The 26,212-nt window shown below is 69.0% G+C and carries 31 protein-coding genes; 26 read left to right on the top strand and 5 right to left on the bottom strand.

Annotated elements, in window-relative coordinates:
• The coding region (locus B0F77_RS38405; RefSeq protein ID WP_143467137.1) for a DUF5667 domain-containing protein at nt 1-863 on the bottom strand (863 nt) is incomplete at its 3' end.
• Between the two features lie 54 nt (nt 864-917).
• Nucleotides 918-1,538, bottom strand: coding sequence for a sigma-70 family RNA polymerase sigma factor (locus B0F77_RS38400; RefSeq protein WP_086667970.1), 621 nt, complete (start codon nt 1,536-1,538; stop codon nt 918-920).
• Between the two features lie 165 nt (nt 1,539-1,703).
• Between B0F77_RS38400 and B0F77_RS38395 the strand changes: the two genes are divergently transcribed.
• The 17 genes from B0F77_RS38395 to B0F77_RS38315 all read left to right on the top strand — a co-directional run bounded on the left by B0F77_RS38395 (nt 1,704) and on the right by B0F77_RS38315 (nt 16,033).
• Nucleotides 1,704-3,179 (top strand): AMP-binding protein, encoded by a 1,476-nt coding sequence (locus B0F77_RS38395; RefSeq protein ID WP_086667969.1) that lies wholly within the window; start codon nt 1,704-1,706, stop codon nt 3,177-3,179.
• 1 nt (nt 3,180) lies between these two features.
• Nucleotides 3,181-3,420: a glutaredoxin family protein gene (locus B0F77_RS38390; protein WP_086667968.1), complete on the top strand. Its 240-nt coding sequence runs from the start codon at nt 3,181-3,183 to the stop codon at nt 3,418-3,420.
• A 60-nt stretch (nt 3,421-3,480) separates the two neighbouring features.
• Entirely contained in the window at nt 3,481-4,950 is a 1,470-nt protein-coding gene (locus B0F77_RS38385; RefSeq protein WP_086667967.1) for a molybdopterin-dependent oxidoreductase, read from the top strand.
• A 179-nt stretch (nt 4,951-5,129) separates the two neighbouring features.
• Nucleotides 5,130-5,900, top strand: a complete 771-nt coding sequence (locus B0F77_RS38380) for a redox-sensing transcriptional repressor Rex (protein ID WP_086667966.1) — start codon at nt 5,130-5,132, stop codon at nt 5,898-5,900.
• Nucleotides 5,901-5,937: 37 nt separating this feature from the next.
• Nucleotides 5,938-7,254, top strand: a complete 1,317-nt coding sequence (locus tag B0F77_RS38375) for a glutamyl-tRNA reductase (RefSeq protein ID WP_086667965.1) — start codon at nt 5,938-5,940, stop codon at nt 7,252-7,254.
• Nucleotides 7,251-8,186 carry a hydroxymethylbilane synthase gene (hemC, locus tag B0F77_RS38370; RefSeq protein ID WP_086667964.1) on the top strand — a complete coding sequence of 312 codons (936 nt, stop codon included), beginning with the start codon at nt 7,251-7,253 and terminating at the stop codon, nt 8,184-8,186. The genes B0F77_RS38375 and hemC overlap by 4 nt, the downstream gene beginning before the upstream one ends.
• A gap of 18 nt (nt 8,187-8,204) precedes the next feature.
• On the top strand, nt 8,205-9,737 hold the full coding sequence (locus tag B0F77_RS38365) for a bifunctional uroporphyrinogen-III C-methyltransferase/uroporphyrinogen-III synthase (protein WP_086667963.1): 1,533 nt from the start codon (nt 8,205-8,207) through the stop codon (nt 9,735-9,737).
• Nucleotides 9,738-9,816: 79 nt separating this feature from the next.
• The gene (gene hemB, locus B0F77_RS38360) at nt 9,817-10,791 is read left to right on the top strand and encodes a porphobilinogen synthase (protein ID WP_086667962.1); all 975 of its coding nucleotides are present in this window, start codon (nt 9,817-9,819) and stop codon (nt 10,789-10,791) included.
• A complete protein-coding gene (locus B0F77_RS38355) occupies nt 10,776-11,285 on the top strand; it encodes a hypothetical protein (protein WP_086667961.1) in 510 nt (169 codons plus the stop codon). Before hemB ends, B0F77_RS38355 begins: the two co-directional genes overlap by 16 nt.
• Nucleotides 11,286-11,294: 9 nt before the next feature.
• Complete coding sequence (locus B0F77_RS38350; RefSeq protein WP_086667960.1) at nt 11,295-11,738, top strand: hypothetical protein; 444 nt, start codon at nt 11,295-11,297, stop codon at nt 11,736-11,738.
• On the top strand, nt 11,735-12,133 hold the full coding sequence (locus tag B0F77_RS38345) for a hypothetical protein (RefSeq protein ID WP_086667959.1): 399 nt from the start codon (nt 11,735-11,737) through the stop codon (nt 12,131-12,133). The genes B0F77_RS38350 and B0F77_RS38345 overlap by 4 nt, the downstream gene beginning before the upstream one ends.
• Nucleotides 12,130-12,750: a hypothetical protein gene (locus tag B0F77_RS38340; RefSeq protein ID WP_086667958.1), complete on the top strand. Its 621-nt coding sequence runs from the start codon at nt 12,130-12,132 to the stop codon at nt 12,748-12,750. Before B0F77_RS38345 ends, B0F77_RS38340 begins: the two co-directional genes overlap by 4 nt.
• The gene (locus B0F77_RS38335; RefSeq protein ID WP_086667957.1) at nt 12,750-13,169 is read left to right on the top strand and encodes a hypothetical protein; all 420 of its coding nucleotides are present in this window, start codon (nt 12,750-12,752) and stop codon (nt 13,167-13,169) included. Before B0F77_RS38340 ends, B0F77_RS38335 begins: the two co-directional genes overlap by 1 nt.
• Before the next feature lie 5 nt (nt 13,170-13,174).
• Nucleotides 13,175-13,546: a hypothetical protein gene (locus B0F77_RS38330; protein WP_086667956.1), complete on the top strand. Its 372-nt coding sequence runs from the start codon at nt 13,175-13,177 to the stop codon at nt 13,544-13,546.
• An 11-nt stretch (nt 13,547-13,557) separates the two neighbouring features.
• Nucleotides 13,558-14,853 carry a glutamate-1-semialdehyde 2,1-aminomutase gene (gene hemL / locus B0F77_RS38325; protein WP_086667975.1) on the top strand — a complete coding sequence of 432 codons (1,296 nt, stop codon included), beginning with the start codon at nt 13,558-13,560 and terminating at the stop codon, nt 14,851-14,853.
• On the top strand, nt 14,850-15,479 hold the full coding sequence (locus B0F77_RS38320; protein ID WP_086667955.1) for a histidine phosphatase family protein: 630 nt from the start codon (nt 14,850-14,852) through the stop codon (nt 15,477-15,479). The genes hemL and B0F77_RS38320 overlap by 4 nt, the downstream gene beginning before the upstream one ends.
• A complete protein-coding gene (locus B0F77_RS38315) occupies nt 15,476-16,033 on the top strand; it encodes a TlpA family protein disulfide reductase (RefSeq protein WP_086667954.1) in 558 nt (185 codons plus the stop codon). Before B0F77_RS38320 ends, B0F77_RS38315 begins: the two co-directional genes overlap by 4 nt.
• Before the next feature lie 72 nt (nt 16,034-16,105).
• Here the strand turns inward: B0F77_RS38315 and B0F77_RS38310 are convergent, their stop codons facing one another.
• Nucleotides 16,106-17,104 carry a M64 family metallopeptidase gene (locus B0F77_RS38310; RefSeq protein ID WP_086667953.1) on the bottom strand — a complete coding sequence of 333 codons (999 nt, stop codon included), beginning with the start codon at nt 17,102-17,104 and terminating at the stop codon, nt 16,106-16,108.
• A 128-nt stretch (nt 17,105-17,232) separates the two neighbouring features.
• Here B0F77_RS38310 and B0F77_RS38305 point away from each other — a divergent pair, with 128 nt between their 5' ends.
• The 4 genes from B0F77_RS38305 to B0F77_RS38290 all read left to right on the top strand — a co-directional run bounded on the left by B0F77_RS38305 (nt 17,233) and on the right by B0F77_RS38290 (nt 21,909).
• Complete coding sequence (locus B0F77_RS38305; RefSeq protein WP_086667952.1) at nt 17,233-18,009, top strand: cytochrome c biogenesis CcdA family protein; 777 nt, start codon at nt 17,233-17,235, stop codon at nt 18,007-18,009.
• A gap of 41 nt (nt 18,010-18,050) precedes the next feature.
• On the top strand, nt 18,051-19,526 hold the full coding sequence (gene resB / locus B0F77_RS38300) for a cytochrome c biogenesis protein ResB (protein ID WP_086667974.1): 1,476 nt from the start codon (nt 18,051-18,053) through the stop codon (nt 19,524-19,526).
• Complete coding sequence (gene ccsB, locus B0F77_RS38295; RefSeq protein ID WP_086667951.1) at nt 19,526-20,461, top strand: c-type cytochrome biogenesis protein CcsB; 936 nt, start codon at nt 19,526-19,528, stop codon at nt 20,459-20,461. The genes resB and ccsB overlap by 1 nt, the downstream gene beginning before the upstream one ends.
• A 101-nt stretch (nt 20,462-20,562) precedes the next feature.
• A complete protein-coding gene (locus tag B0F77_RS38290; protein ID WP_245849200.1) occupies nt 20,563-21,909 on the top strand; it encodes a MinD/ParA family ATP-binding protein in 1,347 nt (448 codons plus the stop codon).
• A gap of 53 nt (nt 21,910-21,962) precedes the next feature.
• Here B0F77_RS38290 and B0F77_RS48800 read toward each other — a convergent pair whose 3' ends face one another.
• Together B0F77_RS48800 and B0F77_RS38280 are read right to left on the bottom strand one after the other, a co-directional pair.
• Complete coding sequence (locus B0F77_RS48800) at nt 21,963-22,130, bottom strand: hypothetical protein (protein ID WP_086667950.1); 168 nt, start codon at nt 22,128-22,130, stop codon at nt 21,963-21,965.
• Nucleotides 22,131-22,187: 57 nt separating this feature from the next.
• The gene (locus tag B0F77_RS38280; protein WP_030473853.1) at nt 22,188-22,394 is read right to left on the bottom strand and encodes a BldC family transcriptional regulator; all 207 of its coding nucleotides are present in this window, start codon (nt 22,392-22,394) and stop codon (nt 22,188-22,190) included.
• Between the two features lie 198 nt (nt 22,395-22,592).
• Between B0F77_RS38280 and B0F77_RS38275 the strand changes: the two genes are divergently transcribed.
• The 5 genes from B0F77_RS38275 to B0F77_RS38255 all read left to right on the top strand — a co-directional run.
• Nucleotides 22,593-23,057 carry an Lrp/AsnC family transcriptional regulator gene (locus B0F77_RS38275; protein ID WP_086667972.1) on the top strand — a complete coding sequence of 155 codons (465 nt, stop codon included), beginning with the start codon at nt 22,593-22,595 and terminating at the stop codon, nt 23,055-23,057.
• Nucleotides 23,058-23,061: 4 nt separating this feature from the next.
• Nucleotides 23,062-23,331 carry a DUF4229 domain-containing protein gene (locus tag B0F77_RS38270; protein WP_245849197.1) on the top strand — a complete coding sequence of 90 codons (270 nt, stop codon included), beginning with the start codon at nt 23,062-23,064 and terminating at the stop codon, nt 23,329-23,331.
• A 26-nt stretch (nt 23,332-23,357) separates the two neighbouring features.
• Complete coding sequence (gene cds1 / locus B0F77_RS38265; RefSeq protein WP_086667948.1) at nt 23,358-24,446, top strand: L-cysteine desulfhydrase Cds1; 1,089 nt, start codon at nt 23,358-23,360, stop codon at nt 24,444-24,446.
• 55 nt (nt 24,447-24,501) lie between these two features.
• Nucleotides 24,502-24,807, top strand: a complete 306-nt coding sequence (locus B0F77_RS38260) for a hypothetical protein (protein ID WP_086667947.1) — start codon at nt 24,502-24,504, stop codon at nt 24,805-24,807.
• Nucleotides 24,804-26,212: hypothetical protein (locus tag B0F77_RS38255; protein ID WP_143467134.1), on the top strand; the 1,409-nt coding region annotated here is incomplete at its 3' end. The genes B0F77_RS38260 and B0F77_RS38255, both read left to right, overlap by 4 nt.

Genomic DNA, 26,212 nt, shown 5'->3' with positions numbered 1-26,212 from the left:
GCGGAGGACGGGTTGCGGCCCGTGGAGGCGTTCGGGTCGGTGGTGGCCGCGGCGCACTCGTCCTTGGCCGGCAGGGGGCCTAGGGTGTCGGAGTTTCCGCTGATCACGGCGCTGCAGCCGGCTCGGGCGGCCAGGTCGTGGGCTCGTTGGGCGATGCTGGCCAGCAGCCACATGGTGGTGTCGGCGTGGGCGCCGGCGTCGCCTGGGAGGCGGGGGCGCAGGGTGCCGATTTTCATGTATTGGGCCAGTGCCCAGTCGCGCAGCGCCGGTAGGGCGCTTTCGTCGGACGACGTGGCGTAGGCGGTGAGCTGGCGGGAGCCTTCGGCGGCGTCGGCGTCCAGGTCGGCCAGTGCCGTCAGTTGGGCGGCAGGTTCGGCTGCGCGTTCTGCCAGGGTCTCCATCTCGGTGACCCTGGTGGCGGCGAACTCCAGGTGTTTGAGGGCACGGGACTCGTCGTCGAAGGTCAGGCCGAGCGAGGCGCTTTCGGTGGTGCGTTTGATGCCGTAGAGCGGGTCTCCCGGGAGCGCGTCACGGCTGAGCAGGACACTCATTCCGCCCAGCGACAGCAGCAGGCAGAGCACGGCGGCGGCCGCCACTGCCAAGCGAGCGCGCGCTCCCACGCGTCTTACCGACGGGAGGACCAGCGGCTTCTCGGGTGGCGGCGCGGTGAGGATGCGCTGCTTCATGCGCGCGCGGGTTTCGGCATCCGGGCCCACGTCCATGGTCCGGAGCAGCTCGACGATCGCCAGGTCGTCGGCCAGATCGCTGTCGCGGCCTACCGGCTGCGGACCGCCTTCCACCGCACGGGCGAAGCGCTCGTGCTCTGTGTGCCGCCAACGCGGTGTGCTTCCCTTACCGTCCATCTCAGCCCGAGTAACGAAGTTGATCTGCTTTGGGTTACGCGTCTGCGATCGCTATCACCGCAACCACGACGGGAGGATCTGTGCGAGCCGTCGGACGGCCCGGTGTTGCAACGCCTTCACGGCGCCCTCGTTGCGGTCCATGAGCTCCGCGACCTCGGACACCGACTTGCCCTCGATGAACCTCAGCCGGATGCACTCCTGCTGGTCGTCACCCAACTGGGAAACGCACCGGAGCAGCTCCGCGTTGGTCGCCTCGGTCATGACTTCCTGCTCAGGGCCGCTCGTCTCCTCGCGGTTGTCCTGGAGCTCGGCGGTCGTGACCTCCAGCCGGTAGCGGCTGGACTTCACGTGGTCGAACACGATGTTTCGGGCGATCGTGACGAACCACGCCCCCACGTCGCGGCCCTGGTAGCTGACCGAACCGATGCTCCGCAGCGCGCGCAGGAACGTCTCGCTCGTCACGTCCTCGGCGAACGCGCGATCGCCGCCCACCCGGAAGAGGACATAGCGGAACACCATGTCGACGTACTTGTCGTAGAGCACGCCAAACGCATCGGTGTCACCCTCTTGGGCGGCCTTGACGAGCTGCCACGGCTCGTCGCCGGCGTTGTCGTGCTGACCTCCCGCCATGGCTCGGGTGGTCCTGATCGTGTTCGGTCGTGCTCGCGCGGTCATCGGCTCGCGGCACCTCCACAGAGTCGCCGTGGCGGCAGCATACGTGTGGTTACTCCCTAGTAGGTAGCTGACGGGTTGTGATGTGGAGACGCACGAACCACGGCTTCATGACGCTCGTCACGCGTGGAAGACTGCTCGAAGCGTTCAGTTGTTCATGAGGAGGCCATGTTGACTTCCGCTCGCAATGTCGCAGATCTGGTTCGTGCCTCGGCACAGAGGGGGCCCAGCCACGTCGCGTTGGTCGACGTCGCGAGCGGTGTGAGCCTCACCTGGGAAACCATCGACGGCGCCGTCGATGCTTTCGCCCGCCGTTTGGCCGATTCCGGACTGGAACCGGGCGACCGAGTGGCGGTACGGCTGCCCACGGGCCCCGAGTTCGTGGTCACGGTGTTCGGAATCCTGCGTGCCGGCGGCGTCGTGGTGCCGACCGGACCGGGCAATCCGCCGCGTGAGCTCCAGCGCATCCTGGCCGACTCCGGCGCCACCCTCCTGGTGGGCGACGGGGAGGGTTCGGACGCCACCGTGCTCGAACTTCCCGACGTCAACGCCACCGCCGAGCACTTCGAGGCCGTGCGCGGTGGCGAGGACCTCGCGGTGCTCGGGTACACCTCCGGCACGTCCGGCGTGCCGCGTGGCGCGATGCTGTCGCACCGGGCGCTGCTCGCGAACGTCTCGCAGTGCGCCTCGCTGCGGCCCGCGCCGGTCACCGCGGGCGACCGGGTGCTGCTCGCGCTGCCGTTGTTCCACGTCTACGGGCTCGGGCCGGGGCTGCTGCAGGTGGCCGGGGCCGGAGCCACGGCGGTGCTGCTGGAGCGCTTCGATCCGGGTCACGCCCTGGACGTCATCGAGGAGCACCGGGTGACGACGATGGTCGGCGTGCCGCCCATGTACCGGGCGTTGCTGGCCCATCCGGTCGAGCTGCTGCGGGAGAAGCTGGCGACGGTCCGGCTCTTCACCTCCGGCGCGGCCCCGCTGCCGGCCGGCGTCATCGCGGAGATGCGCGGGGCGATCGGCATCCCGATCTACGAGGGCTACGGCCTGACCGAGACCGGTCCGGTGCTGACGTCCACGCTGGTCGGAGGCGTGCCGAAGCCGGGATCGGTGGGACAGGCGCTGCCGGGCGTGGAGATCCGCCTGGTGGACACGGACGGCTCGGTGCTCGACATCGACGAGGACGAGCCGGGCACCGGACTGGTGTCCGCGAAGGGCGACAACCTCTTCAGCGGCTACTGGCCGGACGGCGCGCACGGGCCGGACGCGTCCGGGTGGTTCCGCACGGGAGACGTCGGGTTCATCGACGCCGACGGCGACCTGCACCTGGTGGACCGCGCGGGCGACCTGATCATCGTCAACGGGTTCAACGTCTACCCGCACGAGGTCGAGCAGGTCATCGGCGAGCTGCCGGCGGTGCTCGAAGCCGCGGCGGTCGGGGTGCCGTCCGACAAGACCGGTGAGGCGGTGAAGGTCGTCGTGGTGCTCCGCGACGGCCAGCAGCTGACCTCGGAGGACGTCGTGACGCACTGCGCGGCCCGGTTGGCGAAGTTCAAGGTGCCCACGTCGGTGGAGTTCGCGCCGGCCCTGCCGCACTCGCCGACCGGCAAGCTGGCCCGTGCCATCCTGCGCAAGCCGTTGGGGGCCTGAGATGGCGCACCACGTGACCGTGATGAGCCGCGAGTCGTGCCACTCGTGCCACGTCGCGCAGGCCGAGATCGAGCGGATCTGCGGCGAGATGGGCGCGACCTGGTCCGTCGAGGACGTGGACGCCGATCCCGAGCTGCGGGCCGAGTACGGCGATCGGGTGCCGGTGTTCCTGGTCGACGGGGCCGAGCACGGGTACTGGAAGGTGGAGGAGGACCGCCTGCGAGCGGCGTTGGCGGGGTAAGTGGTTACCGCCGTCTTACGTCCTGAGCAACCAAGGCCGTATCGGTGTCGAATTAGAGGCATGAAGCCCTTGAAGGCCGCGCTCACCGGACTGCTCGCGATCATCGCCGCGCTGGCGGCCGGGCATCTGGTGGCCGCCTTCGTGGGGCTCAGCGCCTCGCCGTACCTCGCGGTGGGCAACGCCGCGATCGACCTCACGCCGTCGTGGCTGAAGGAATTCGCGGTCACCACGTTCGGCACCTACGACAAGTTCGTGCTGCTCACCGGCATGGCCCTGGTGCTGGCCGGTGTCGGCGTCGCGGCCGGGCTGGCCAGCCGCCGGAGCGCCACCCCGGGGTCCGTGGTGGCGGTCGTGCTCGGGCTCGTGGGCATCGCGGCCGTGCTGACCAGGCCGGACGTCGGCCAGCTCGCCGTGCTCGCGCCGATCGCCAGCCTCGCGGCCGGGCTGTACGTGTTCCGCTTCCTGCACAGGGAGGCCGAGCCGAGCGAGACCAGGCGCGACTTCCTCGTCACCGCCGGGCTCGCGGTCGCGGCGGGGGTCGCCGGTCAGCTCTTCGGCAATCGGACGGACGTCGAGGGGTCGCGCAGGGCCATCGGTGACCTCACGCCCAAGACGAAGGCGCCGGAGATCCCGATCGGCGCCGACTTCGTCAAGGACGGCACGCCCAGCTTCGTCACCAGCGGCAAGGACTTCTACCGGATCGACACCGCGCTGAGCGTGCCGCGGATCCGGGCAGAGGAGTGGGCGCTGCGGGTGCACGGGATGGTCGAACGGCCGATGGTGCTGACGTTCGAGGAGATCCGGCAGCGCGACCTGGTCGAGGAGACGGTGACGCTGACCTGCGTCTCGAACGAGGTGGGCGGGCCGTACATCTCCACCGGGACGTTCGTCGGGGTCAAGATCGGTGACGTGCTGCGGGAGGCCGGCGTCAAGGCCGGCGCCGACCAGTTGTTCAGCACGAGTGACGACGGCTTCACCGCCGGCAGCCCGCTGGACTACGTGCTCGAACGCGGATTGATCGCCATCGGGATGAACGGCGAGCCGCTGCCCGCCGAGCACGGCTTCCCGGCCCGGCTCGTGGTGCCCGGGTTGTACGGGTACGTGTCGGCGACCAAATGGGTGACGGACCTGAACGTGACCACGTTCGCGAAGGAACAGGGCTACTGGATCCCCCGCGGGTGGGCCGCCAGGGCGCCGATCAAGACGATGTCGCGGATCGACCGGCCCAAGGGGTTCGCCAAGGTGCAGGGCAAGACCGTCGTGGCGGGGACGGCCTGGGCACAGCCCAAGGGCGTGGCCAAGGTGGAGGTCCGGGCCGACGGCGGTCCCTGGCAGGAGGCCACGCTCGGCGCGGACGTCAGCGACAGCACCTGGCGGATGTGGCGGATCGAGCTGGATCTCAAGCCGGGGAACCACTCGGTCGAATGCCGGGCCACCGACAAAAGTGGCTACACCCAGGACCAGGCGCGGCTGGATCCCGTTCCGGACGGCGCCACCGGGTGGCACTCGATTTCGTTCGCGGTCGAGTAGGGCGTCGCGGGATCCGGTGACAACCTCACGGTGAACGGTGCTCCGGTGCTGGTCACGCCCTGTGACCAGCGCAGTGACGCCCGAGCGCCGACTTTGTGAACGCATGCACAAGCGGTACGGTGTGGGTATCACCAACGCCGCGGGTCCCTGCGGTGAAGCACACCCGGAGGTCGGAGAGCGTGGCATCACAGCGGGGCGAAGGTGAGACGACCACCACCCCTCTGGAGCCTGCCGACAGGGAGCGCGCTCGTGCGATCCCCGAGGCGGCGGTGGCCAGGCTCGCCGTGTACCTCCGCGTGCTGTCCGGCATGGCCGACCAGGGCGTCACGGCCGTGTCCAGCGAGGAGCTCAGCCAGGCCGCGGGCGTCAACGCGGCGAAGCTCCGCAAGGACCTGAGCTACATCGGCTCGTACGGCACGAGGGGCGTCGGGTACGACGTCGAGGTCCTCGTGAGCCACATCGAGCGCATCCTGGGCCTCACCCGCAACCACTCGGTGGCCGTCGTCGGCATCGGTAACCTTGGTCACGCTCTGGCCAACTACGGCGGGTTCCCCGGCCGCGGTTTCCCGGTCACCGCGTTGTTCGACGTGGACGCCGATCTCGTCGGAATCCCTGTTGGGGGCATTCCCGTCAGCCACATCGACGACATCACCGCGGTCTGCGTGGAACGCGAGGTCTCGATCGGTGTCATCGCGACGCCGCCACCCGCGGCCCAGTCGGTTTGCGACCGTTTGGTATCTGCGGGCGTCCAGTGCATTCTGAACTTTGCACCAGTTGTCCTTCAGGTTCCAGACAACGTCGAGGTGCGCAAGGTTGACTTGGCGGTCGAGATGCAGATCCTGTCGTTCCACGTCGCTCGACGTGCGGACGAGGCTGTGCACAACTCAAGCGGTGGGGTCTCGGTCGGCAACAACGGACTCGGTGTGGACGGGATGGTGATTCGCCCGTGAGCGTGAGCCAGACGGCTCCGGCAGACGTGGTGAGTGCATGAGTGTGCTCGTAGTCGGTCTGTCGCACCGCACCGCCCCAGTCCCGGTCCTGGAACGCGTCACCGTGGCCGAGCCCGACCAGCCCAAGGTGCTCGGTCAGCTGCTCGCCGCCCCCAGCGTCTCCGAGGCGATGGTCCTGTCGACCTGCAACCGGGTCGAGGTCTACGCCGTCGTCGAGTCGTTCCACGGCGGCATGTCCGAGGTCGTCGAGGTGCTCGCGCAGCACGCTCAGGTCGACCCGCAGTCGCTGTACGAGAACTTTTACGTGCATTACGCCGCCGCTGCCGTGGAACACCTGTTCTCCGTCGCGGCGGGCCTCGACTCGATGGTCGTCGGCGAGTCCCAGATCCTCGGCCAGCTGCGCGGTGCGTACGCGGCGGCGGACGCGGCGGGCACCGTCGGCCGGACCGTCCACGAGCTCACGCAGAACGCGCTGCGCGTCGGCAAGCGCGTGCACACCGAGACCGGTATCGACCACGCGGGCGCGTCGGTCGTGTCCGAGGCCCTCGGTGACGCCGAGGCCGAGCTGGGCACCCTCGTCGGCAAGCGCGCGCTGCTCGTCGGCGCGGGCGCCATGGGTGGCCTGGCCGCCGCGCACCTGCGCAGGGCCGGCATCGGCGAGGTCGTCATCGCGAACCGGACGCAGGCCAACGGTGTGCGTCTCGCCACGTCGCTGAAGGCCGAGGGCGTCCCCGCGACGGCCGTCGACCTCACCGCGCTGGCCGCCGAAATCGAACTCGCGGACATCGTCTTCGCGTGCACCGGGTCGGTCGACACGGTGGTCCGCGCGGACATGATCAGCAAGCGCTCGCGGCCGCTCGTCATGTGCGACCTGGGCCTGCCCAAGGACGTCGACCCGGCCGCGGCCGAACTGCCGAACGTTCGTGTGGTTGACCTGGAAACGCTGCAGCGCCGGCTCTCGGACGCGCCCGCCGGTCAGGACGCCCGGCTGGCCGCCCAGCTGGTCGCCGACGAGGTCAGGGCGTTCCTCGCGGGCCAACGCTCCGCCGAGGTCACGCCGACCGTCACGGCCCTGCGCAAGCGGGCGGCCGAGGTGGTCGACGCCGAGCTCCTCCGTCTTGATTCGCGACTTCCCGAACTGGACGCCGCGACACGCGGTGAATTGGCCAAGACGGTGCGCCGCGTTGTAGACAAGCTCCTGCACACGCCGACCGTCCGGGTGAAGGAGCTCGCCTCCGCACCTGGTGGTACCGGCTACGCGGAGGCTCTCCGCGAACTGTTCGGGCTCGACCCCCAGGCTCCTGGGGCCGTCAGTCAGACCAAGCAAGCTTCAGTGGATGGTGAAACGCGGTGACCCGCACCCTACGGATCGGTACCCGAGGCAGCGCACTGGCGCTCGCGCAGACGGGGACCGTGGCCGAGGCGTTGAAGGCTGCCGGAGCACAGGTCGAGATCGTCGTCATCAAGACGCCGGGTGACCTCTCCGACGCCCCTATCGCGCAGATCGGCATCGGCGTGTTCACGTCGGCTCTTCGCGACGCGCTCGCGAACAACGAGATCGACGTCGCCGTCCACTCCTACAAGGACCTCCCGACCGCGCCGGACAAGCGTCTGGTGCTCGCGGCGGTGCCTCAGCGCGAGGACCCGCGCGACGCCCTCGTGGCGCGCGACGGTCTCACGCTCGGCGAGCTGCCGCCGGGGTCCACTGTGGGCACCGGTTCCCCGCGCCGTGCGGCCCAGCTGGAGGCTCTCGGCCTCGGGCTGGACATCGTTCCGTTGCGCGGCAACGTGGACACCCGCATCGGCAAGGTCCGCAACGGCGAGCTCGACGCCGTGGTGCTGGCCCGTGCCGGCATCGCGCGCCTCGGTCGCACGAGCGAGATCACCGAGAACCTGGAGCCCATCCAGATGCTTCCCGCACCCGCACAGGGTGCGTTGGCAGTCGAGTGCCGGATCGACGACGTCGATGCCGAGCACCTGATCCAGTCCACTTTGGACGATTCGGCCAGCCGGGCCGCTGTGACCGCTGAGCGCGCCATGCTGGCTGCGCTCGAGGCGGGCTGCAGCGCGCCGGTCGGCGCGCTGGCCGATGTGGTGGAAGACCTCGACGACGAGGGGAAGGTCGTGTACCGGCTTTCCTTGCGCGGGGTCGCAGCGACGCCGGAGAACGATCTCCTCCGGGCGTCCGCCACCGGTGACTTGACCGAAGCTGAGGGACTCGGCCGGGCGCTGGCCGCCGAGTTGCTCGACCTCGGGGCCGCGGTTCTCAGCGGCCCAGAGGCGTAATCGATGGGGAGTGCCCTGATGACCCGCGCACGCAAGACCCCCGGACGCATCGCCTTCGTGGGCTCCGGCCCAGGCGACACCGGGCTGCTCACGGTCCGGGCCCACGACTTGCTCACCAGGGCTGAACTCGTGGTGACCGACCCGGACGTCCCGGCGGACGTCCTCGCGACCGTGGCCGAGGGAGTCGAGGTCCGCCCCGCTGTCGGCGAGGCCGCCGACGTCGCCAAGGACCTGGTGACCGAGGCGAAGAACGGCGCGACCGTCGTTCGCCTCGTCGCCGGTGACCCGCTCACCCTCGACTCGGTGGTGAAGGAGGCACAGGCGGTCGCGAAGTCGACGATCCCGTTCGACGTCGTGCCCGGCGTGCCCTCCGGTACCGCGGTTCCCGCCTACGCGGGTGTCGCGCTCGGTGGCGTGCACACCGAGGTCGACGTCCGCGCGGTGACCGACTGGGCAGGCCTCGCCGCCTCGCCCGGCACGCTCGTCCTGCACGCCACGGGCTCGCACCTCGCCGAGGCCGCGTCGAACCTGGTCGAGAACGGCCTCGCGCCGCAGACCCCGGTCGCCGTGACCGCCGAGGGCACAGGCTTCCAGCAGCGCACCATCGACACCACGCTGGCGGCCGCGGCCGCCGACGCCGGTGAGATGAGCGGCCCGCTGGTCGTCACCGTCGGTGCCGCCGCCGCCGCGCGTTCGAAGCTCTCCTGGTGGGAGTCGCGGGCGCTCTACGGCTGGCGCGTGCTGGTCCCGCGGACCAAGGAGCAGGCCGGCGCGATGAGCGACCGGCTGCACTCGCACGGCGCGATCGCCGTCGAGGTACCGACGATCTCGGTCGAGCCGCCCCGCAGCCCCGCGCAGATGGAGCGCTCGGTCAAGGGTCTGGTCGACGGCCGCTACCAGTGGGTCGTCTTCACCTCGACCAACGCCGTCCGCGCGGTGTGGGAGAAGTTCCGCGAGTTCGGCCTGGACGCCCGTGCGTTCTCCGGCGTGAAGATCGCCTGCGTCGGCGAGGCCACGGCCGCGAAGGTGCGCTCGTTCGGCATCATCCCCGAGCTCGTGCCGTCCGGTGAGCAGTCGTCCGAGGGTCTCCTCAACGACTTCCCGCCCTACGACGACATCCTGGACCCGGTCGACCGCGTGCTGCTGCCGCGGGCCGACATCGCCACCGAGACGCTGGCCGCCGGCCTGCGTGAGCGTGGCTGGGAGATCGACGACGTGACGGCGTACCGCACCGTGCGTGCGGCGCCGCCGCCCGCCGACACCCGCGAGATGATCAAGTCCGGTGGCTTCGACGCGGTGTGCTTCACCTCGTCGTCGACCGTGCGGAACCTGGTCGGCATCGCGGGCAAGCCGCACGCCCGCACGCTCGTCGCGTGCATCGGCCCGCAGACCGCCGAGACGGCGCGGGAGTTCGGCCTCCGGGTCGACGTGCAGCCAGAGGAGGCGAACGTGCCCGCGCTGGTCGACGCGCTGGCCGCGCACGCCGCCCGGTTGCGCGCCGAGGGAGCGCTGCCTCCTCCGCGCAAGACCAAGCGTCTGCGCCGCAGCTAGAATCGAAAACTGAAGCCGTCGGGGCCACTCAAGAAATCTTTGAGTGGCCCCTTCGACTCTCTCCACAGGGAGTCCTGCCGTGTACCCACTTCACCGGCCGAGGCGTCTGCGCACGACGCCCGCCATGCGTCGCCTGGTCAGCGAGACCGAGGTGCGCCCGAGGCAGCTCGTGCTGCCGATGTTCGTCAAGGAAGGCCTGGCCGAGCCCGCCGAGATCGGCAGCATGCCGGGCGTCCTGCAGCACACCCGTGACTCGATGCGGAAGGCCGCGGTCGAGGCCGTGCAGGCAGGGGTCGGCGGCATCATGCTGTTCGGCGTCCCGGCCGAGCGCGACGCCGTCGGTTCCGGCGCGACCGACCCGGACGGCATCCTCAACGCCGCGCTGGGTGATCTCCGCTCGGAGCTCGGGGACAGCACCGTGCTCATGTCGGACTGCTGCCTCGACGAGTTCACCGACCACGGCCACTGCGGCGTGCTCGCCGCGGACGGCGCGGTGGACAACGACGCGACCCTGGAGGTCTACGGCGAGATGGCCGTGGCCCAGGCGCGCGCCGGTGCCCACGTCGTCGGCCCCAGCGGCATGATGGACGGCCAGATCGGCTTCATCCGCACCGCGCTGGACGAGGCGGGCCTGCAGGACACCGGCATCCTCGCCTACTCGGCCAAGTACGCCTCGGCGTTCTACGGGCCGTTCCGCGACGCCGTCGAGTCGCAGCTCGCGGGCGACCGCAAGACCTACCAGCAGGACCCGGCGAACGCCCGTGAGGCGGTCCGCGAGGTGCAGCTGGACCTCGCCGAGGGCGCGGACATGGTCATGGTCAAGCCGGCGCTGCTGTACCTGGACGTGCTGCGGGCCATCGCCGAGATCTCGGACGTTCCCGTTGCGGCGTACCAGATCTCCGGTGAGTACGCGATGATCGAGGCTGCTGCTCAGAACGGTTGGATCGACCGCGAGCGTTCGATTCTCGAGTCGCTCACGTCCATCCGGCGCGCGGGTGCGGACATCATCCTGACGTACTGGGCCGTGGAAGCGGCGCGGTGGCTGGACCGGTAAGCACCCCCGTCCCGCAGCTGATCAACGTCTCGCGCTGGCTCTGGATCGCCAGCGCGAGCATCGGCATGGCCCGGTTCCTGGCCCAGCTCTTCGACCGCGAGACGCTCGTGTCCGAGGCGCGCCGGCAGAACCCGGCGCTGGGGCAGGACCAGATCGATGCGGGAGTGAACGGCGGGATCCTGTTCGGGCTACTGCTCGCGACAGTGATCCTCGTCGCGTACACGCGGCTGGCGAACGCGATGGCGCGCGGGCGGAACTGGGCCCGGATCGTGCTGACGGTGCTCGGCGCCGCGTCTGTCGCGTTCGGACTGTTCCGCCTGATCGCCTGGGGCAGCGGGATCGCCGCCGATTTCGGGGTGACCATGCGGCCGCTCGACCTCGGCGCGACGTTCGTGACGACGGTGCTGGACGCGACCGCGATCGTGCTGATGTATCGGGCGTCGGCGCACTTCAGGAAACGCGTCACGGTGGACAGCGACTTCCTGCGGTCCTAAGTTCCGACCGTGACGTCTCCGAAGGAATCGGGCACTCCCGGCACGATCACGGCGGGCTACTGGATCGTCGTCGTCGGATCGGCGCTCGGCGTGCTGGCCGCGCTGTACGTGATGTTGAACAAGCAGGTGCTGATCGACGCGAACCTTCAGGTCAACAAGGACCCGAAGGTCACGCCGGACATGATCGCCTCGACGGTCAACATCATCGTGACCGTCTCGCTGGTGGTGACGGTCGTGCTCGGCGCGGTCGCGGTGTGGTTCGCGGGCAAGGTCAGGGGCGGCCTGAAGAAGAGCCGCACCGGTCTGATGATCACGCTGCTGCTCGGCCTGTTCTTCCAGGTGCTCACGAACACGCTCGGCGTCGTGACGACTCTGGTCGCCATCTCCGGCCTGGTGCTGTTCTACTTCCGGCAGTCGAGCGACTACCTGGCCGAGCGCGAGCAGCTGACGTGAACGACGCTCCCCGGACGGTCCGCATCGCGGTCGGTCTCTGGCTCGCGATCGCCGTCTTCGTCGTGTTCACCACCGCCGGGCTGTGGTTTCAGCGTGGTGAGGTGCAGCAGCTGACCAACTGGACGTCCGGGCAGGTCACGAGCTTCCTGACCACGCTGTCGGTGGCCGCGCTGATCTTCGTGGCGGCCTACGCCTGGCTGACCCGGTTGTTCCTGCGGCGCCGGAACTGGGCGCGGATCGCGTTGTCGTTCATCGCGATCGTGCACATGATCTGGATCCTGTTCGTCGGCGTCAGCGCGGCGAGCCTGGTCACGCTTCTGCTCATCTGTGCCGCAATCGTCTTCACGTGGCAGCGCGCTACGGCACAGTGGTTGGCGGAGGTGCGTGAGCCGTGACCGATCCGCAGAACCCGTGGCAGAACCCCGCCGACGCGCAGTGGCAGAACCCGTACACCACGCCGCGACAGGACAACCACGGCGCGACGCACGGCACCTATGAGGTGCACGCGGTCAACAACATGAACTACCCGATGCCGCCGCTCGCGCCCGTGCTGCCGCAGGAGCTGGCGCCGGCGCGGCCGCCGACGATCACCGCGGCGATGTGGATCTGGATCGCGGGTGCGGTGCTCTCCGTCGCGGTGGGCCCGGTGCTGATGCTCAGCAACCTGGACTACCTCGTCGCGCAGGACTCCAGCGCGTCGACGACGGACGGTCGCCGGGCGGCCGAGCTGGGCTTCCAGATCATGACCGTGGTGGTGGGCTTCGCGATGCTCGTGGCGGCGGCGCCGTACATCGCGTTCGCCATCGTCCTGCGCAACGGCCAGAACTGGGCGCGGATCCTGCTCACGATCCTCGGCATGTTCGGGCTGGTGTGCATGGTCGGGATCACGCTGGCGGGCCTGCAGGCGCCGAGCTGGCAGGCGGGTGTGACGATCGGCATCGTCGTGATCGGCCTGACCGTCGCCGCCGTGGTGCTGCAGTTCCTGCCGGCCTCGAACAAGTACGTGCGGTAGTGCTGTACCGGGAGTCCGGCAGCAGCTGGTGGCCGCTGCTGTGGGGGCCCGCGTTCGCGGTCGCCGGCTATCTGGTCGAGCTGATCACCGGGCCCGCCTCCGTGCGGCTGTGGACGATCGTGGGACTCGGGCTGACGCTTGGCGCGGTGTTGTGGGTCTACGGACGGGTGAAGACCGGCAGTGTCGTGCTGACGGCCGAAGAAGCCCAGTTCGGGCGGGAGAAGCTGCCGATCGCGATGATCGAGGCCTGCCGGGACGTCGGCGCGCCGACAGGGGCGCGGGTGCTCGGTGGCGGCTGGTCGGTGCCGAAGGGGACGACGGCGGTGCCGCTGCGGCTGCTCGACGGCACCGTGGTGCTGGGCTGGGCGCGTGATCCGGAAGCCTTGCTCGCGGGTCTGCGCCGGGTCGTGAGAGGCTGAGCGACGTGACAGAGGCCGCTACCGAGCCAGAGACGGACACGGCGCCGGACGCCGTGGCCGATCCTGTGCCGGATGCTGTTCCGGATCCCGGCCCGAGCCTGCACCAGCCCAAGCGGTGGCTCATCGCCGCGGGAGAGTTCGTCGCGATCGTGCTGCTGGTGATCGTCGCCGTGTGGTGCTGGAACCGCGGCGTCGTGAAGCTGGCGTACCCGATCGAGGGCCGCGAGCCGTTGATCTCCACGCGCTACCACGGCAACTGGCTCGGCACCGCTGTCGGAGCGATCACGCTGGCCGTGCTGCTCGGGCTCGACGCGGTGCGGCAGGTCATGCTGGCCCTGCGCACCCGGCCGCAGAAAGCCGCCGAAGCCGACGTGTGAGACTGGGGTACGTGACTGCGAGTCGATCCCAGGCCCTGTTCGAGCGCGCCGCGGCGCTGACCCCCGGTGGGGTCAACTCTCCGGTGCGGGCGTTCCACTCCGTTGGCGGCACCCCGCGCTTCATGGTGCGCGGCGAGGGCCCGCACCTGTGGGACGCGGACGGCAACCGGTACGTCGACCTGGTGGCCTCGTGGGGCCCGATGATCCTCGGGCACGCCCACCCGGCGGTGGTCTCCGCCGTGCAGAAGGCGGCTTCGTCCGGTCTGTCGTTCGGCACGCCGACCGAGGGTGAGATCGAGCTCGCGGCCGAACTGGTCGACCGGGTCGAACCGGTCCGCCAGGTGCGCCTGGTCAACTCGGGCACCGAGGCGACGATGAGCGCGATCCGGCTGGCGCGCGGCTTCACCGAGCGGCGCAAGGTCATCAAGTTCGCCGGCTGCTACCACGGTCACGTCGACGCGCTGCTGGCCCAGGCCGGCTCGGGCGTCGCGACCCTGGGCCTGCCCTCGTCGCCGGGTGTCACGGGCGCGCAGGCCGAGGACACGATCGTGCTGCCGTACAACGACATCGAGGCCGTGCGCGCGGCGTTCGCGGAGAACCCCGGCGAGATCGCCTGCATCATCACCGAGGCCGCGGCGGGCAACATGGGCGCGGTCGCGCCGTCCGCCGACTTCAACGCTTCCCTGCGGGAGATCTGCGACGCCGACGGAGCGTTGCTGATCATGGACGAGGTCATGACCGGCTTCCGCGTCTCGCGCGCCGGCTGGTTCGGCCTGGAGCGGGTCGCCGGTGACCTCTACACGTTCGGCAAGGTCATGTCGGGCGGCCTGCCCGCGGCGGCGTTCGGCGGCCGCGCGGACGTGATGGCCCGCCTCGCCCCGTCCGGCCCGGTCTACCAGGCAGGCACGCTGTCCGGTAACCCCGTCGCGGTCGCCGCCGGTCTGGCCACGTTGCGCGCGGCCGACGACGAGGTCTACGCGGCCCTGAACCGCAACGCCACGCGGCTCGGCGCGCTGTTCACCGCGACCCTGACCGAGGCCGGCGTCGAGCACCGCGTGCAGTTCGCCGGGAACCTGGTGAGCGTGTTCTTCGGTTCTTCTGAGGTGAAGGACTACGCGGGTGCGCAGGCGTGTGAGACGTGGCGCTTCCCGCCGTTCTTCCACGCGCTGCTGGAACGAGGCGTCTACGCCCCGCCGTCGGCGTTCGAGGCATGGTTCGTCAACGCCGCCATGGGTGAAGAGGAGTTCGCCGTGATCGCCGACGCGCTGCCGCACGCCGCCCGCGCCGCCAAGGAGGCCCGCAAGTGACCCGCACCGTCGTCCACCTGCTCCGCCACGGCGAGGTGCACAACCCGACCGGCGTCCTGTACGGCCGCATCCCCGGCTTCAAGCTGTCCGAGCGCGGCCAGAAGCAGGCGCTCACCGTCGCCGAGTTCCTGGCCGACCACGACATCGTGCACGTGGTCGCCTCGCCGCTGGAGCGCGCGCAGCAGACCGCGGCCCCCATCGCCGACTCGCATCGCCTGGAACTGGCGACCGACGAGCGGCTGATCGAGGCCGACAACAAGTTCGAGGGACTGAAGGTCGCGGTCGGGGACGGCGCTCTGCGGTCTCCCCAGCACTGGTCGAAGCTGGTGAACCCGTTCAAGCCGTCGTGGGGCGAGCCGTACATCGAGATCGCTCATCGGATGCTCGGGGCGGTGCAGAAGGCGCGTGCCGCTGCCGAGGGGCATGAGGCTGTTTGTGTCTCGCACCAGTTGCCTATTTGGACGGTGCGGCGGTTCTTGGAGGGGAAGCGGATGTGGCACGACCCGCGTCGGCGGGAGTGCTCGCTCGCTTCGTTGACCTCGTTGATTTTCGAGGGTGAGCAGTTGGTTCGGATTTCTTACTCGGAGCCGGTGGGAGCGACCAATCCTCGGGTGACCGGGGCATGAAGCGTTTGCTCGTTCTGTTGCTGCTGGTTGCCGGGTGCACTACGGGGAAGGACGTGAACCAGCCTGGGGCTGGGCAGTTCTACCTCGTGGCGCCCGGTGGACAGGTGAAGATCCGGTACGCGCCTTCTGAGCGCAAGCCGTTGAAGGGGCTCGAGGGGGAGTCCCTCATGGAGGACGGGAAGACCATTCGGCTGTCCGATTACGCGGGGAAGCCTGTGGTGATCAACGTCTGGGGGGCCTGGTGTCCGCCCTGCCGGACCGAGGCTTCGGAGATGCAGAAGCTGTTCGAGGGTGGGAACCAGGTTCTCGGGATTGATGTCAAGGAGACTGAGAAGGCTCACCCGCAGGACTTCATGAAGGTTCGGTCGCTCACTTATCCGTCCATTTACGACGCTTCTTCGCGGAGTTTCGTCAACGTGTTCAAGGGAGTTCCGGCCAACACCGTGCCGTCTACCTTCGTGGTGGACAAGGAGCACAAGGTGGCTGCGGTGTTCCTGGTGCCGGTGCTGGCTTCTGATGTTCAGCCTGTGTTGGACGAGCTCGCCAAGGAGTAACCCGATCGGGTGATCCCAAAAGTCACGCGGGGGGCCCCGCGTTTCCTTCAGGGGAACGCGGGGCCCCCACGTTCAGTTCTGGCCGACGGGTGGGCCTGGGGCCGTTTCGAAGGCCAGGGACGGGATTTTTGTCTTGAAGGCCTTGATCATGGCGTCTCGGCCGATCGAGTTGAACTGTTTGCCCAGCGTTCGCATGATCGAGTTGTCGGTGGGGCGGTAGAGGCCGGTTTTGTAGTAGCGCGCGCCTTCCAGCGGGGCGATCACGCCGCCGTCTGGGGATGGCTGGCCCAGGTAGGCGCCCCACTTCGCGCCGGTCGGGTCCTTGGTCACGTTGATTTCGCTTGGTTCGGCGCCGGTGTAGGCGAGGTACGGGTAGTCGTACTCGTCGGCCAGGCCGCCGATGCTGTGGCCCAGCTCGTGGATCGCGATTTGGCCCGCCTGGGCGTTGGAGCCGGAGGCGGTGGCCACTGAGCCGCCTGCGCCGCCGTACTTCGTGGTGTTGCCCAGGGCGATCACCTGGTCGGCTTGGGGGGCCAGGGCTGCGAACTCCTTGGCCTTGGTCTCGTTCACGCACAGGAGGCGTTCGGTGTTGGCGTCACGGCCTTGGCACCAGAAGCCCATGTCCAGCGCTGTGTCCTTCAGCAGGCCCTTGGTCGGGTCGTGGTCCACACCGGACTCGTTGGAGATCACGTTGACCTGCCACACGTTGAAGTACTGCTTGTAGGTCGCGAACGGTTCTACGGCGGAGAGTTCGTCCCACTTGCTCTTCACGTTGGTGGTGTAGGTCGCCATGTCGTCGGCTGTGTAGCCGTCGCCCACGAAGACGAGGTCGAACGCATCGGACGGGTCGCGGTCGCCGTAGACCTTGGTCACCTCGGCTGCGGCCAGGGCGCGGAAGCCCGTCGTCGTCTCGGCCGGGGCCTTCGGGGTGAGGGCCTGGGTGATCGAGCCGTCTTCGTTGAAGACCTCGCGCCATTCCATCGCCGGGGTGGCGCCACCGGCTGGTACCTGCGTGAACAGAGCCAGCGCGGCGACGGTCAGCGCCGGGAGGATCAGGCGGGAACGATGCATGCGCTGACGCTAAGCAACCGTGATGTCACCCACAAGCGGCAATAGTCGGTACTTCCGGCGCAGTCTGGTCGACGTCAAAAGTGACACCGGTCGTCGCGTGATCTGGGCAACTACCTACTCTGAGGTGTGTGAACCCCACCGATCTGGCGATCTCCGGGCCTCTGCTGCTGGCCACCGGGGTTGCCTTGCTCGCTGGCTTCATCTCGTTCGCGTCGCCGTGTGTGGTGCCGCTGGTTCCCGGTTATCTGGCGTACCTCGCCGGGCTGGTCGGTGCCGAGGCGCCTCGGGTGGAGGCGAACGAGCCGGCCAAGCAGGGGCGGTGGCGGGTTGCTGGGGCCTCGCTGTTGTTCGTGCTCGGGTTCACGGTGGTTTTCGCGTTGGCCTCCATGGCGATTCTTGGGGCGTCGGACGCGTTGTTCTTGAACGCCGATCTGTTCCAGCGCATCGGTGGGGTCGTCACGATCCTCATGGGGCTGGTCTTCATCGGGCTGGTTCCGGCGTTGCAGAAGGACGTGCGGTTCCACGCCAAGCCGCGGGCCGGGTTGCTAGGGGCGCCGTTGCTCGGGGCGGTGTTCGCGCTCGGGTGGACGCCGTGTCTCGGGCCGACGCTGGCCGGGGTGCTCGCGGTGGCGCGGAGCACGGAGGTCGGGTCGTCGACGGTGCGTGGGGCTGTGTTGGTGCTCGCGTACTGCTTGGGGCTCGGGTTGCCGTTCGTGGTGCTCGCGCTCGGGGCGCGGTGGGCGTTGGGTGTCACCAAGTGGCTGCGCTCGCACGCCCGGCAGGTGCAGATCTTCGGTGGCGTGTTGTTGATCCTGGTCGGGATCGCGTTGGTCACCGGGCTCTGGGGTGAGTTCGTCGGGTGGCTGCGCTACTCGTTCGTCGACGTCGTGAGGCTGCCGCTCTAGTGATCGCCTTCCTCCGCAACACGTGGCGCGGGCTCACCTCGATGAGGACCGCGCTGACCCTGCTGTTCCTGCTCGCGCTCGCGGCGATGCCGGGGGCGTTGCTGCCGCAGTTGTCGTTGAACGCGGCGAAGGTGGACGAGTACGTCGCCCAGCACGGGTGGTGGGGCGATCTGCTGCTCAAGCTCGGGTTCTTCGAGGTGTACGCCACGCCGTGGTTCGCCGCGATCTACCTGCTGCTTTTCGTGTCCCTCGTCGGGTGTCTGCTGCCCCGTACGTGGGAGTACTTCAAGCAGATGCGCGCGAGGCCGGTGCTGACGCCGCGCAACCTCTCACGCATGCCGCACCACGCGCAGGTGGTGCTCGACGTGACGCCGGAGGAGGCGGTCGCCAAGGCGAAGAAGGCCATGCGCGGCTGGCGGATGGACGCCGGTGAGGACACGGTCAGCGCCGAGCGCGGGTACCTGCGCGAGACCGGCAACCTGGTCTTCCACTTCGCGTTGCTGGGTCTGCTGGTGTCGTTCGCGCTGGGCAAGATGTTCAGCTACGAGGGCCAGATCATCGTCCAGGCCGACGGCGGCCAGTTCTGCAACGGCGGTGTCTTCAACTACGACTCGTTCCGGCCCGGTCTGCGGGTCGACGGCACGGATCTCACGCCGTTCTGCGTCGAGATCGGCAAGTTCTCCGCCCGGTACCTCGACAACGGCCAGCCGGTCGGTTACGAGGCGGACATCCGCTACCAGTCGGGCGACGATCTCGCGTCGAACACCTGGCGGCCGTACAACCTGCAGGTCAACCACCCGCTGCGGACCGAAGGCGACCGCGTCTACCTGCTCGGCCACGGGTACACGCCGACGTTCACGGTGACGTTCCCCAACGGCGAGAAGCGCACGCAGGGCATCCAGTGGCTGCCGTCCGACCAGCTCACGCTGGCCTCGGAGGGAGCGACGAAGTTCGACCCGCCGGGCATCACGGACTCCGAGCAGCGCCGCAAGAACCAGATCGCGGTCACGGGACTGCTGGCGCCGACGCCGTTGCTGCACGGCAGCATCCTGACCTCGAAGTACCCCGCCCTGAACAACCCGATGGTCGCCGTCGACGTGTACCGCGGCGATCTCGGCGTGGACGACGGCCGCGGCCAGTCGATCTTCTCGATCGACATGGGCATGGTCGATCAGGGCCGGTTGCAGAAGGTCGCGCGCAAGAACCTCGCACTGGGCGAGGAGATCGCGCTCGACGACGGCACCAAGGTGCGGTTCGACTCCGTGAACGACTGGGTGTCTTTGCAGGTCTCGCACGACCCGACGCAGGGGTACGTGCTGTTGTTCGCCGTGTTCATCATCCTCGGCCTCGGGGTGTCGCTCACCGTCAAACGCCGCAGGGTGTGGGTGCGTGCGACGCGTCAGGAGGACGGGCGTACGTTGGTCGAGGTCGGCGGGCTGGCCCGTACTGACCAGGCAGGATACGGCGAGGAGTTCACGCGGCTGGCCCGCGCGGTGCTGAACGAGGAGAAGTCCTGATGCCGGTCAACGAGACTCTGGCGACCTACAGCGACTGGCTGTACCGCAGCGCCCTCGGCGTCTACCTCTTCGCGATCATGCTCTACGCGGTCGAGCAGGCGTTCGCCCGTGCTCCGCGCAAGGCTGCCGTCAACGCTGAAGCGCTGGTCGGAGCGGGTGCGCCGATTCCGGGCATCCTGACCGACGAGCCGAAGAGCGAGCTGTCCAGGGCCGAGCGCATCGGCCGCATGGGTGCCGCGCTGACGGTCCTCGGCGCGCTGCTGCACCTGGGTTCGCTGGTGATGCGCGGTCTCTCCGCCGGGCGTGCGCCCTGGGGCAACATGTACGAGTACATGTCGCTGCTGTGCCTGGCCGCGGTGGTGACGTGGATCGTGCTGATGGCGAAGTTCCCGATCCGCCGCCTCGGCGCGTTCGTGCTGACGCCGATCCTGGTCCTGCTGTTCCTCGGCGGCACCGTCCTCTACGCCGAGTCCGCGCCGGTCCAGCCGGCGCTGCGGTCGTACTGGCTGGTGATCCACGTCTCGGTGATCTCGATCTCGTCCGGCGTGCTGCTGATCCCCGGCGTGACGTCGATCCTCTACCTGCTCAAGGACAGCAAGGCCGAGCGCTTCCCGAAGCTGCCGTCCGCCGACGTGCTCGACCGGATGTCGTACCGGACCACGGTGCTGGCGTTCCCGCTGTTCACGGCCGGCATCATCTGCGGCGCGATCTGGGCGGAAGCCGCATGGGGCCGGTTCTGGGGCTGGGACCCCAAAGAGACGGTCGCGTTCGTCTCGTGGGTGGTCTACGCGGCGTATCTGCACGCGCGTGCGACGGCCGGTTGGCGTGGTCGTGGGGCCGCCTGGATCAACGTCGCGGGTTTCGCGCTCAACGTCTTCAACCTGTTCTTCATCAACTTGGTCACTACCGGGTTGCATTCGTACGCAGGTCTCTAACGACTTAGCCCCCAGGTCGATGGAACCGCTGCCGGTTGCGTACCGTCGCAACCTGGGGGTCGGGGAAGTCCTGGTCCCTCTTGCTCAGGAGGGCCACAGCGGTGACATGGCAACCACCGGGTGAGGAACAGGGCTCCGGCCCGCAGTACGTCGATCCGCAGACGGCGGCCTACCTCGACCCGCAGCAGTCCGGTCCGCAGCACGTCAGCGGCGGTCAATCAGGCCCCTATCCGGCGGGCGGCAACCAGTCCGGGCCCTACCAGGTCCCCGGCAACGCCTCCGGCCCGTACCAGGTGCCCGGCAACGCGTCCGGGCCGTACCAGGTGCCCGGCAACGCCTCAGGTCCCTACTCGGTGCCGGGCAACGCCTCCGGCCCGTACCCGGTGACCGGCGCGCAGTCCGGGCCGTACCAGGTGGGCGGCGGCCAATCGGGTGCTCATCAGGTCGCCGGCACCCAGAACACCGCTCAGTACGGCCAGTTCGCCGGTGCGCAGTACCCGAACAACTTCCCGCAGCAGGAGTACCGCTCGCAGGCGGAGCAGGTCTCGTCGCAGCAGCTGATCAAGAAGGACAAGCGGCCGCCGTCGTCCGGCTGGCGCAAGTCGCTGCACTCGATCACCGGCGGCGCCGTCAACCTCGGCGAGAGCCCCGCTGACCTGCGCCGGCGTGAGCTGATCGCGCGGATCAACCAGCCGCTGCGCGGGTGCTACAAGATCGCGATGCTGTCGTTGAAGGGCGGCGTCGGCAAGACCACCACGACGACCACGCTGGGCTCGACGTTCTCGTCGCTGCGCGGTGACCGGGTGATCGCGGTCGACGCGAACCCTGACCGCGGCACGCTGGCGTTGAAGATCCCGCGGGAGACCACGGCGACCGTGCGTCACCTGCTGCGCGACGCCTCGCGGATCACGAAGTACAGCGACGTGCGCGCGTACACCTCGCAGTCGCCGGCGCGCCTCGAGGTGCTGGCGTCCGAGCAGGACCCGGCGGTGTCGGAGGCGTTCAGCGAGGAGGACTACCGGCGCACGGTGGCGTTGCTGGAGCACTTCTACAACATCGTGCTGACCGACTGCGGCACCGGTTTGATGCACTCGGCCATGAAGGGCGTGCTGGACGAGGCCGACCAGCTGGTGCTGGTGTCGTCCGGCTCGGTCGATGGCGCGCAGACCTCGGCCGCGACGCTGGACTGGTTGGAGGCGCACGGCTACCGCGACCTGGTCGCGAAGTCGGTGTGCGTGATCAACTCGGTGCGCCCGAAGTCGGGCAAGGTCGATCTCGACAAGCTCTCCGCGCACTTCCAGCAGAGGTGCCGTGCGGTGGTCCGGCTGCCGTTCGACGAGCACCTCGAAGAGGGCGCCGAGATCGCGCTGGACCAGCTCGCGCCGGAGACCCGGCTCGCGTTGCTGGAACTCGCCGCCGTGGTGGCGGACGACTTCCCGCACTCCTAGAGCCGGTCAGTACTCGCGCGAAAGGGGCCCCGGGGTCGGGGCCCCTTTTTCGTTCACTCGTCGCGCTTGCGCTGCTCGTCGAGCTTGCGCAGGAACTCGGGGTCGTCGTCGGGTGCGATCACCTTGCGGCCCGGCGTGTACTCCGAGTGCTGCGGGGCGAACGCTCGCCACACGAGCACGGCCACGGTGAGCGCACCGATCACCGCCAGCAGGTAGATCATCTGGTCGCCACCTCCCTTTGCCACGAGGTTACCCGCGGCACAGGGATTACTACGGTTTCAGTGCCGGACGGGTTCAGTGGCCTCGGTGGTGAGCTCCGAAAGCAGAGCCTTCACCTCCGTCTCACGGAACCTGCGGTGTCCTCCAGGCGTGCGGATCGAGCCGATGCGACCTGCGGTGGCCCATCGGGTCACGGTCTTCGGGTCGACCCGGAACAGATTGGCGACTTCCCCAGGCGTCAACAGGCGCTCGGTGGCTGCAGTCACTCGTCCTCCTCAGATCAGACGTTCCGGTCTGATCGTGTCATCTGACCCATCAGGTACTCGAACGCTTGTTTTTTGGTAAAGAGGTAGTAAGGGACGACCGGGGCGAACCGGACATGCTTCAAGTGCACGCGGGGAGCTTTCGTGTACTAGGAGCACACGGGAGGCCCCCGCGTGCGGGCAGGGCATAGGGTGTCGCGGGTGGATGCTCTTGATCGACAGATCATCGCCGCACTGCGTGCCAACGGCCGGGCCACGTACGCCGATCTCGGCCGGAAGGTCGGCCTGTCCGCCTCCGCCGTGCACGAGCGCGTCGGCAAGCTCGAGTCCAGCGGTGTGATCGTCGGGTATCACGCGGTCGTCGACCCCAGCGCGGTCGGCCTGGGCGTCACCGCGTTGATCGGCATCCACCCCACCGACATCGCGGACGACAACGAGGTCGCGGTCGCGTTGGGCGAGCTCGTCGAGGTCGAGTCCTGCTACCGGGTGGCGGGCGACGAGTCGTTCATCGTCAAGGTCCGGGTGGCGACGGTGGACGACCTGGAGCGCGCGCTCGGGCGGTTGCGGCGCATCCCCGGTGTTGCCCGCACGCGCACGACTGTGGTGCTGTCCACGCGGTTCGAGGGGCGGCCGAACACCGGCGACGAGGACGACGACGTAACCTGAACGGGTGCTCGCTCGCGATGTGACGCTTTACGTTCTCGCCCGCCTTGGTCTCGTGGCGGTCGTGACGGGTGTGCTCATGCTGGTCAAGGTTCCTTTGCTCCCCGCGCTGGCCGTCGGTGTCGTCGTGGCGCTGCCCGCGTCGTTGTTCCTGTTCAAGGGGCTGCGGCAGCGTGTGGCCGTCGGGTTGAACGAGCGCCAGGCGGTGCGTCAGTCCGAGCGGGACAAGTTGCGCGCCGAACTGCGTGGTGACGAAGGTCCTGTCACCCAGGCATAGGCCGTTTGCGCGGTTATCGTGCCGCTGTGAGTACCTCTGTTGACCGCTGTTGCAGCAGGACCAGGCACTGGGTGCGCGAGGCCGTCGGGATCATCGAGGCGGACGCGAACCGCAGCGCCGACACCCATCTGCTGCGTTATCCACTGCCGCTCGACTGGGGCATCGACCTCTACCTGAAGGACGAGTCGACGCACCCCACGGGTTCGTTGAAGCACCGGCTGGCGCGGTCGTTGTTCCTCTACGCGATCTGCAACGGCTGGATCACCGGCGGCACGCCCGTGATCGAGGCCTCGTCCGGTTCGACAGCGGTGTCCGAGGCGTACTTCGCCCGGCTGCTGGGACTGCCGTTCATCGCGGTGATGCCCCGCTCGACCTCGGCCGAGAAGGTCGCGCTGATCGAGCGGCAGGGCGGCAGGTGCCACTTCATCGACGACCCGTCGACGATCTACGACGAGTCTCGGCGGCTGGCGTCCGAGCTCGGCGGCCACTTCATGGACCAGTTCACGCACGCCGAGCGCGCGACGGATTGGCGGGGCAACAACAACATCGCCGAGTCGATCTTCGACCAGATGAAGCTGGAGCCGTCGCCGGAGCCCGAGTGGATCGTGGTGGGGGCCGGCACCGGCGGTACGTCGGCCACGATCGGCCGGTACATCCACTACCAGAAGCTCAACACGCGGCTGGCCGTCGTCGATCCGGAGCACTCGGTGTTCTTCGAGGCCTGGCGGGACGGCAACCCGGACCTCGTGGCCACGCGCGGCTCGGGGATCGAGGGGATCGGCCGGCCGCGGGTGGAGCCGTCGTTCATCGGTCAGGTGATCGACCGCATGATCAAGGTGCCGGACGCGGCGTCCGTGGCGACCATCCGGTACGTCGAGGACCTGCTCGGGCGGCGGGTCGGCGGGTCGACCGGAACAAATCTCTGGGGAGCGTTCGAGATCGTGGCCCAGATGCGGCAATCTCGCACGCGCGGAAGCGTGGTGACTTTGCTGTGTGACGGCGGCGAGCGTTACGCGAACACCTACTACGACGACTCATGGGTATCCGCACAAGACATGGATCTCGATCCGTGTCTTGAACGCCTGAACAACTTCCATCGCACGGGGAACTGGTGACGAGAGTTGTGCGTCACAGCGTGACCTGAGCACCTGAGTCCGCAGGGGGGACGCTGTGTCGTCGCTGTTCACCGACGCGGCTGAGTTGCGCGCGTACGCCGAGTACCTGCGCACCGAAGCCCAAGAGTTCGAGACGATCCGCAAGTACGTCCACGCCACGGCGTGCGACAAGGCGGGCTTCACCGGCCTGCTGACGTTGCTGCAGCCCGGCGTGGACCTCGTGCGGGCTCTGTTCGACGAGACGCTCGACTTCGGCAAGTCCAAGCTGGAGGGCGCGGCGGGAGCGGTGGATTCGACGGCCGCAACCTACGAGGCCGTCGACCGCGCTCAGATGGCGATCTTCAACAGGATCCTCGGGTGAGCGCCACGGGGTACCAGGACCCGCGTCCCGTCGCGGCGTCGCTGAAGCAGCCGGAGGTCGACCGGGCGTCGCTGAACGACGTCCTGCAGGACCAGGGCTGGGGTGTGCAGGCGGTCAACTGGGTGTTCGAGGCCGTGACCGGTGAATCGCTGGTCGCCACGATCATCACGCCGATCACCGGTGACTGGTCGAAGATCCGGGCCGACGGCGACGCCTGGCGCATGGTCGGCAACGCGATGAACGACGTCTCGTACAACCTCACCGACGCGGTGGGCAAGGTGCGCGACCACTGGGACGGCGACGCCGCTCGCGCCCACGAGAAGTACATCGCCCTGGGCTGGAAGGCCGCCCTGTTCGCGGAGATGGGCGTGGCCCAGCTGATCGCGAAGGGCTTCGACACGGTCGCCGCCGGCGCCGAGGCCCTGGGCAAGCAGGCCGCGCGCCTGCTGGACTACCTCGTCAACAAGCTGCTCGAGGCCGCCGCCACCGTCTGGATCCCCGTCGCCGGCTGGATCAAGGCCGCCGAGATGGTCTGGAACGCGTACCAGATCTACCGCCGTGTCATGGACATCATCGACACGGTCCAAAAGCTCATCGCCGACGTGAAGTCCTTGTTCGACGCCGTCGGCCGCGTCTTCTCCGCCATCGGCAAGCTGAAGGACGCCGACTCCCTCGCCGAGGCCATGAACGCCACCCAGGAGGTGGCCGAGGCCGGGCGCGACGTCCGCAACTCGATCAACGACATCCACGACGACATGACGTCGATCAAGGACTCCGCGACCGAGATCGCCGACCGCGGCCACGACGTTGCCTCGAAGGTCCGCGAGGCCACCGGCCCCGCCGGCTCGTCCGACGGCACCAAACCCGCCGCCGTCTCCGCCGTGGCCCCCGGCGGCGCCCACGTGGCCCCACCCCCTGAGGTGCACGGCGGCCCCGATGCGCCCACGCACACCGCCGCCGCGGCGCGCCCCGCTGTCTCCGCACCGCCCTCGCTGGGTTCGGGTTCCGGGCCTGGCTCGGGCGCGGGCGGCTCGGGTTCTGGCTCGGGCTCTGGCCATGTCCCGTCCGGTGGTTCCGGCGGTGTGCCTGCCGCACCCCACGGCTCCTCCGGCGTACCGGCGGGCGCCCACGGCCCGGCTGCTCCGCCCCGCCTGGACACCACTCACACCGCGGGCGCCGCCCCCACCGCGGCCCCGCCGTCGTCCCACCAGACCCCGATGGGCGGCGCAATGCCCATGGGCGCCCCCATGGCACCCGGCGGCGGTGGCGGCGACCAGACGAGAAGCTCAGGCTCCCGCCCAGGCTCGGGCGGCGTGCCGGCCTTCCCGTCCGCAGGCGCCCCTTCAGGCCAGGCCAAGCCACCCACCAGCGGCCTGCCCACCCCACCCAGCTCAGGCCTCCCGAC

Origin of the sequence: Lentzea kentuckyensis, from assembly GCF_002150765.1 — a bacterium.
Lineage (GTDB): Bacteria > Actinomycetota > Actinomycetes > Mycobacteriales > Pseudonocardiaceae > Lentzea > Lentzea kentuckyensis.
This window is presented reverse-complemented; position numbering and strand designations above follow the sequence as displayed.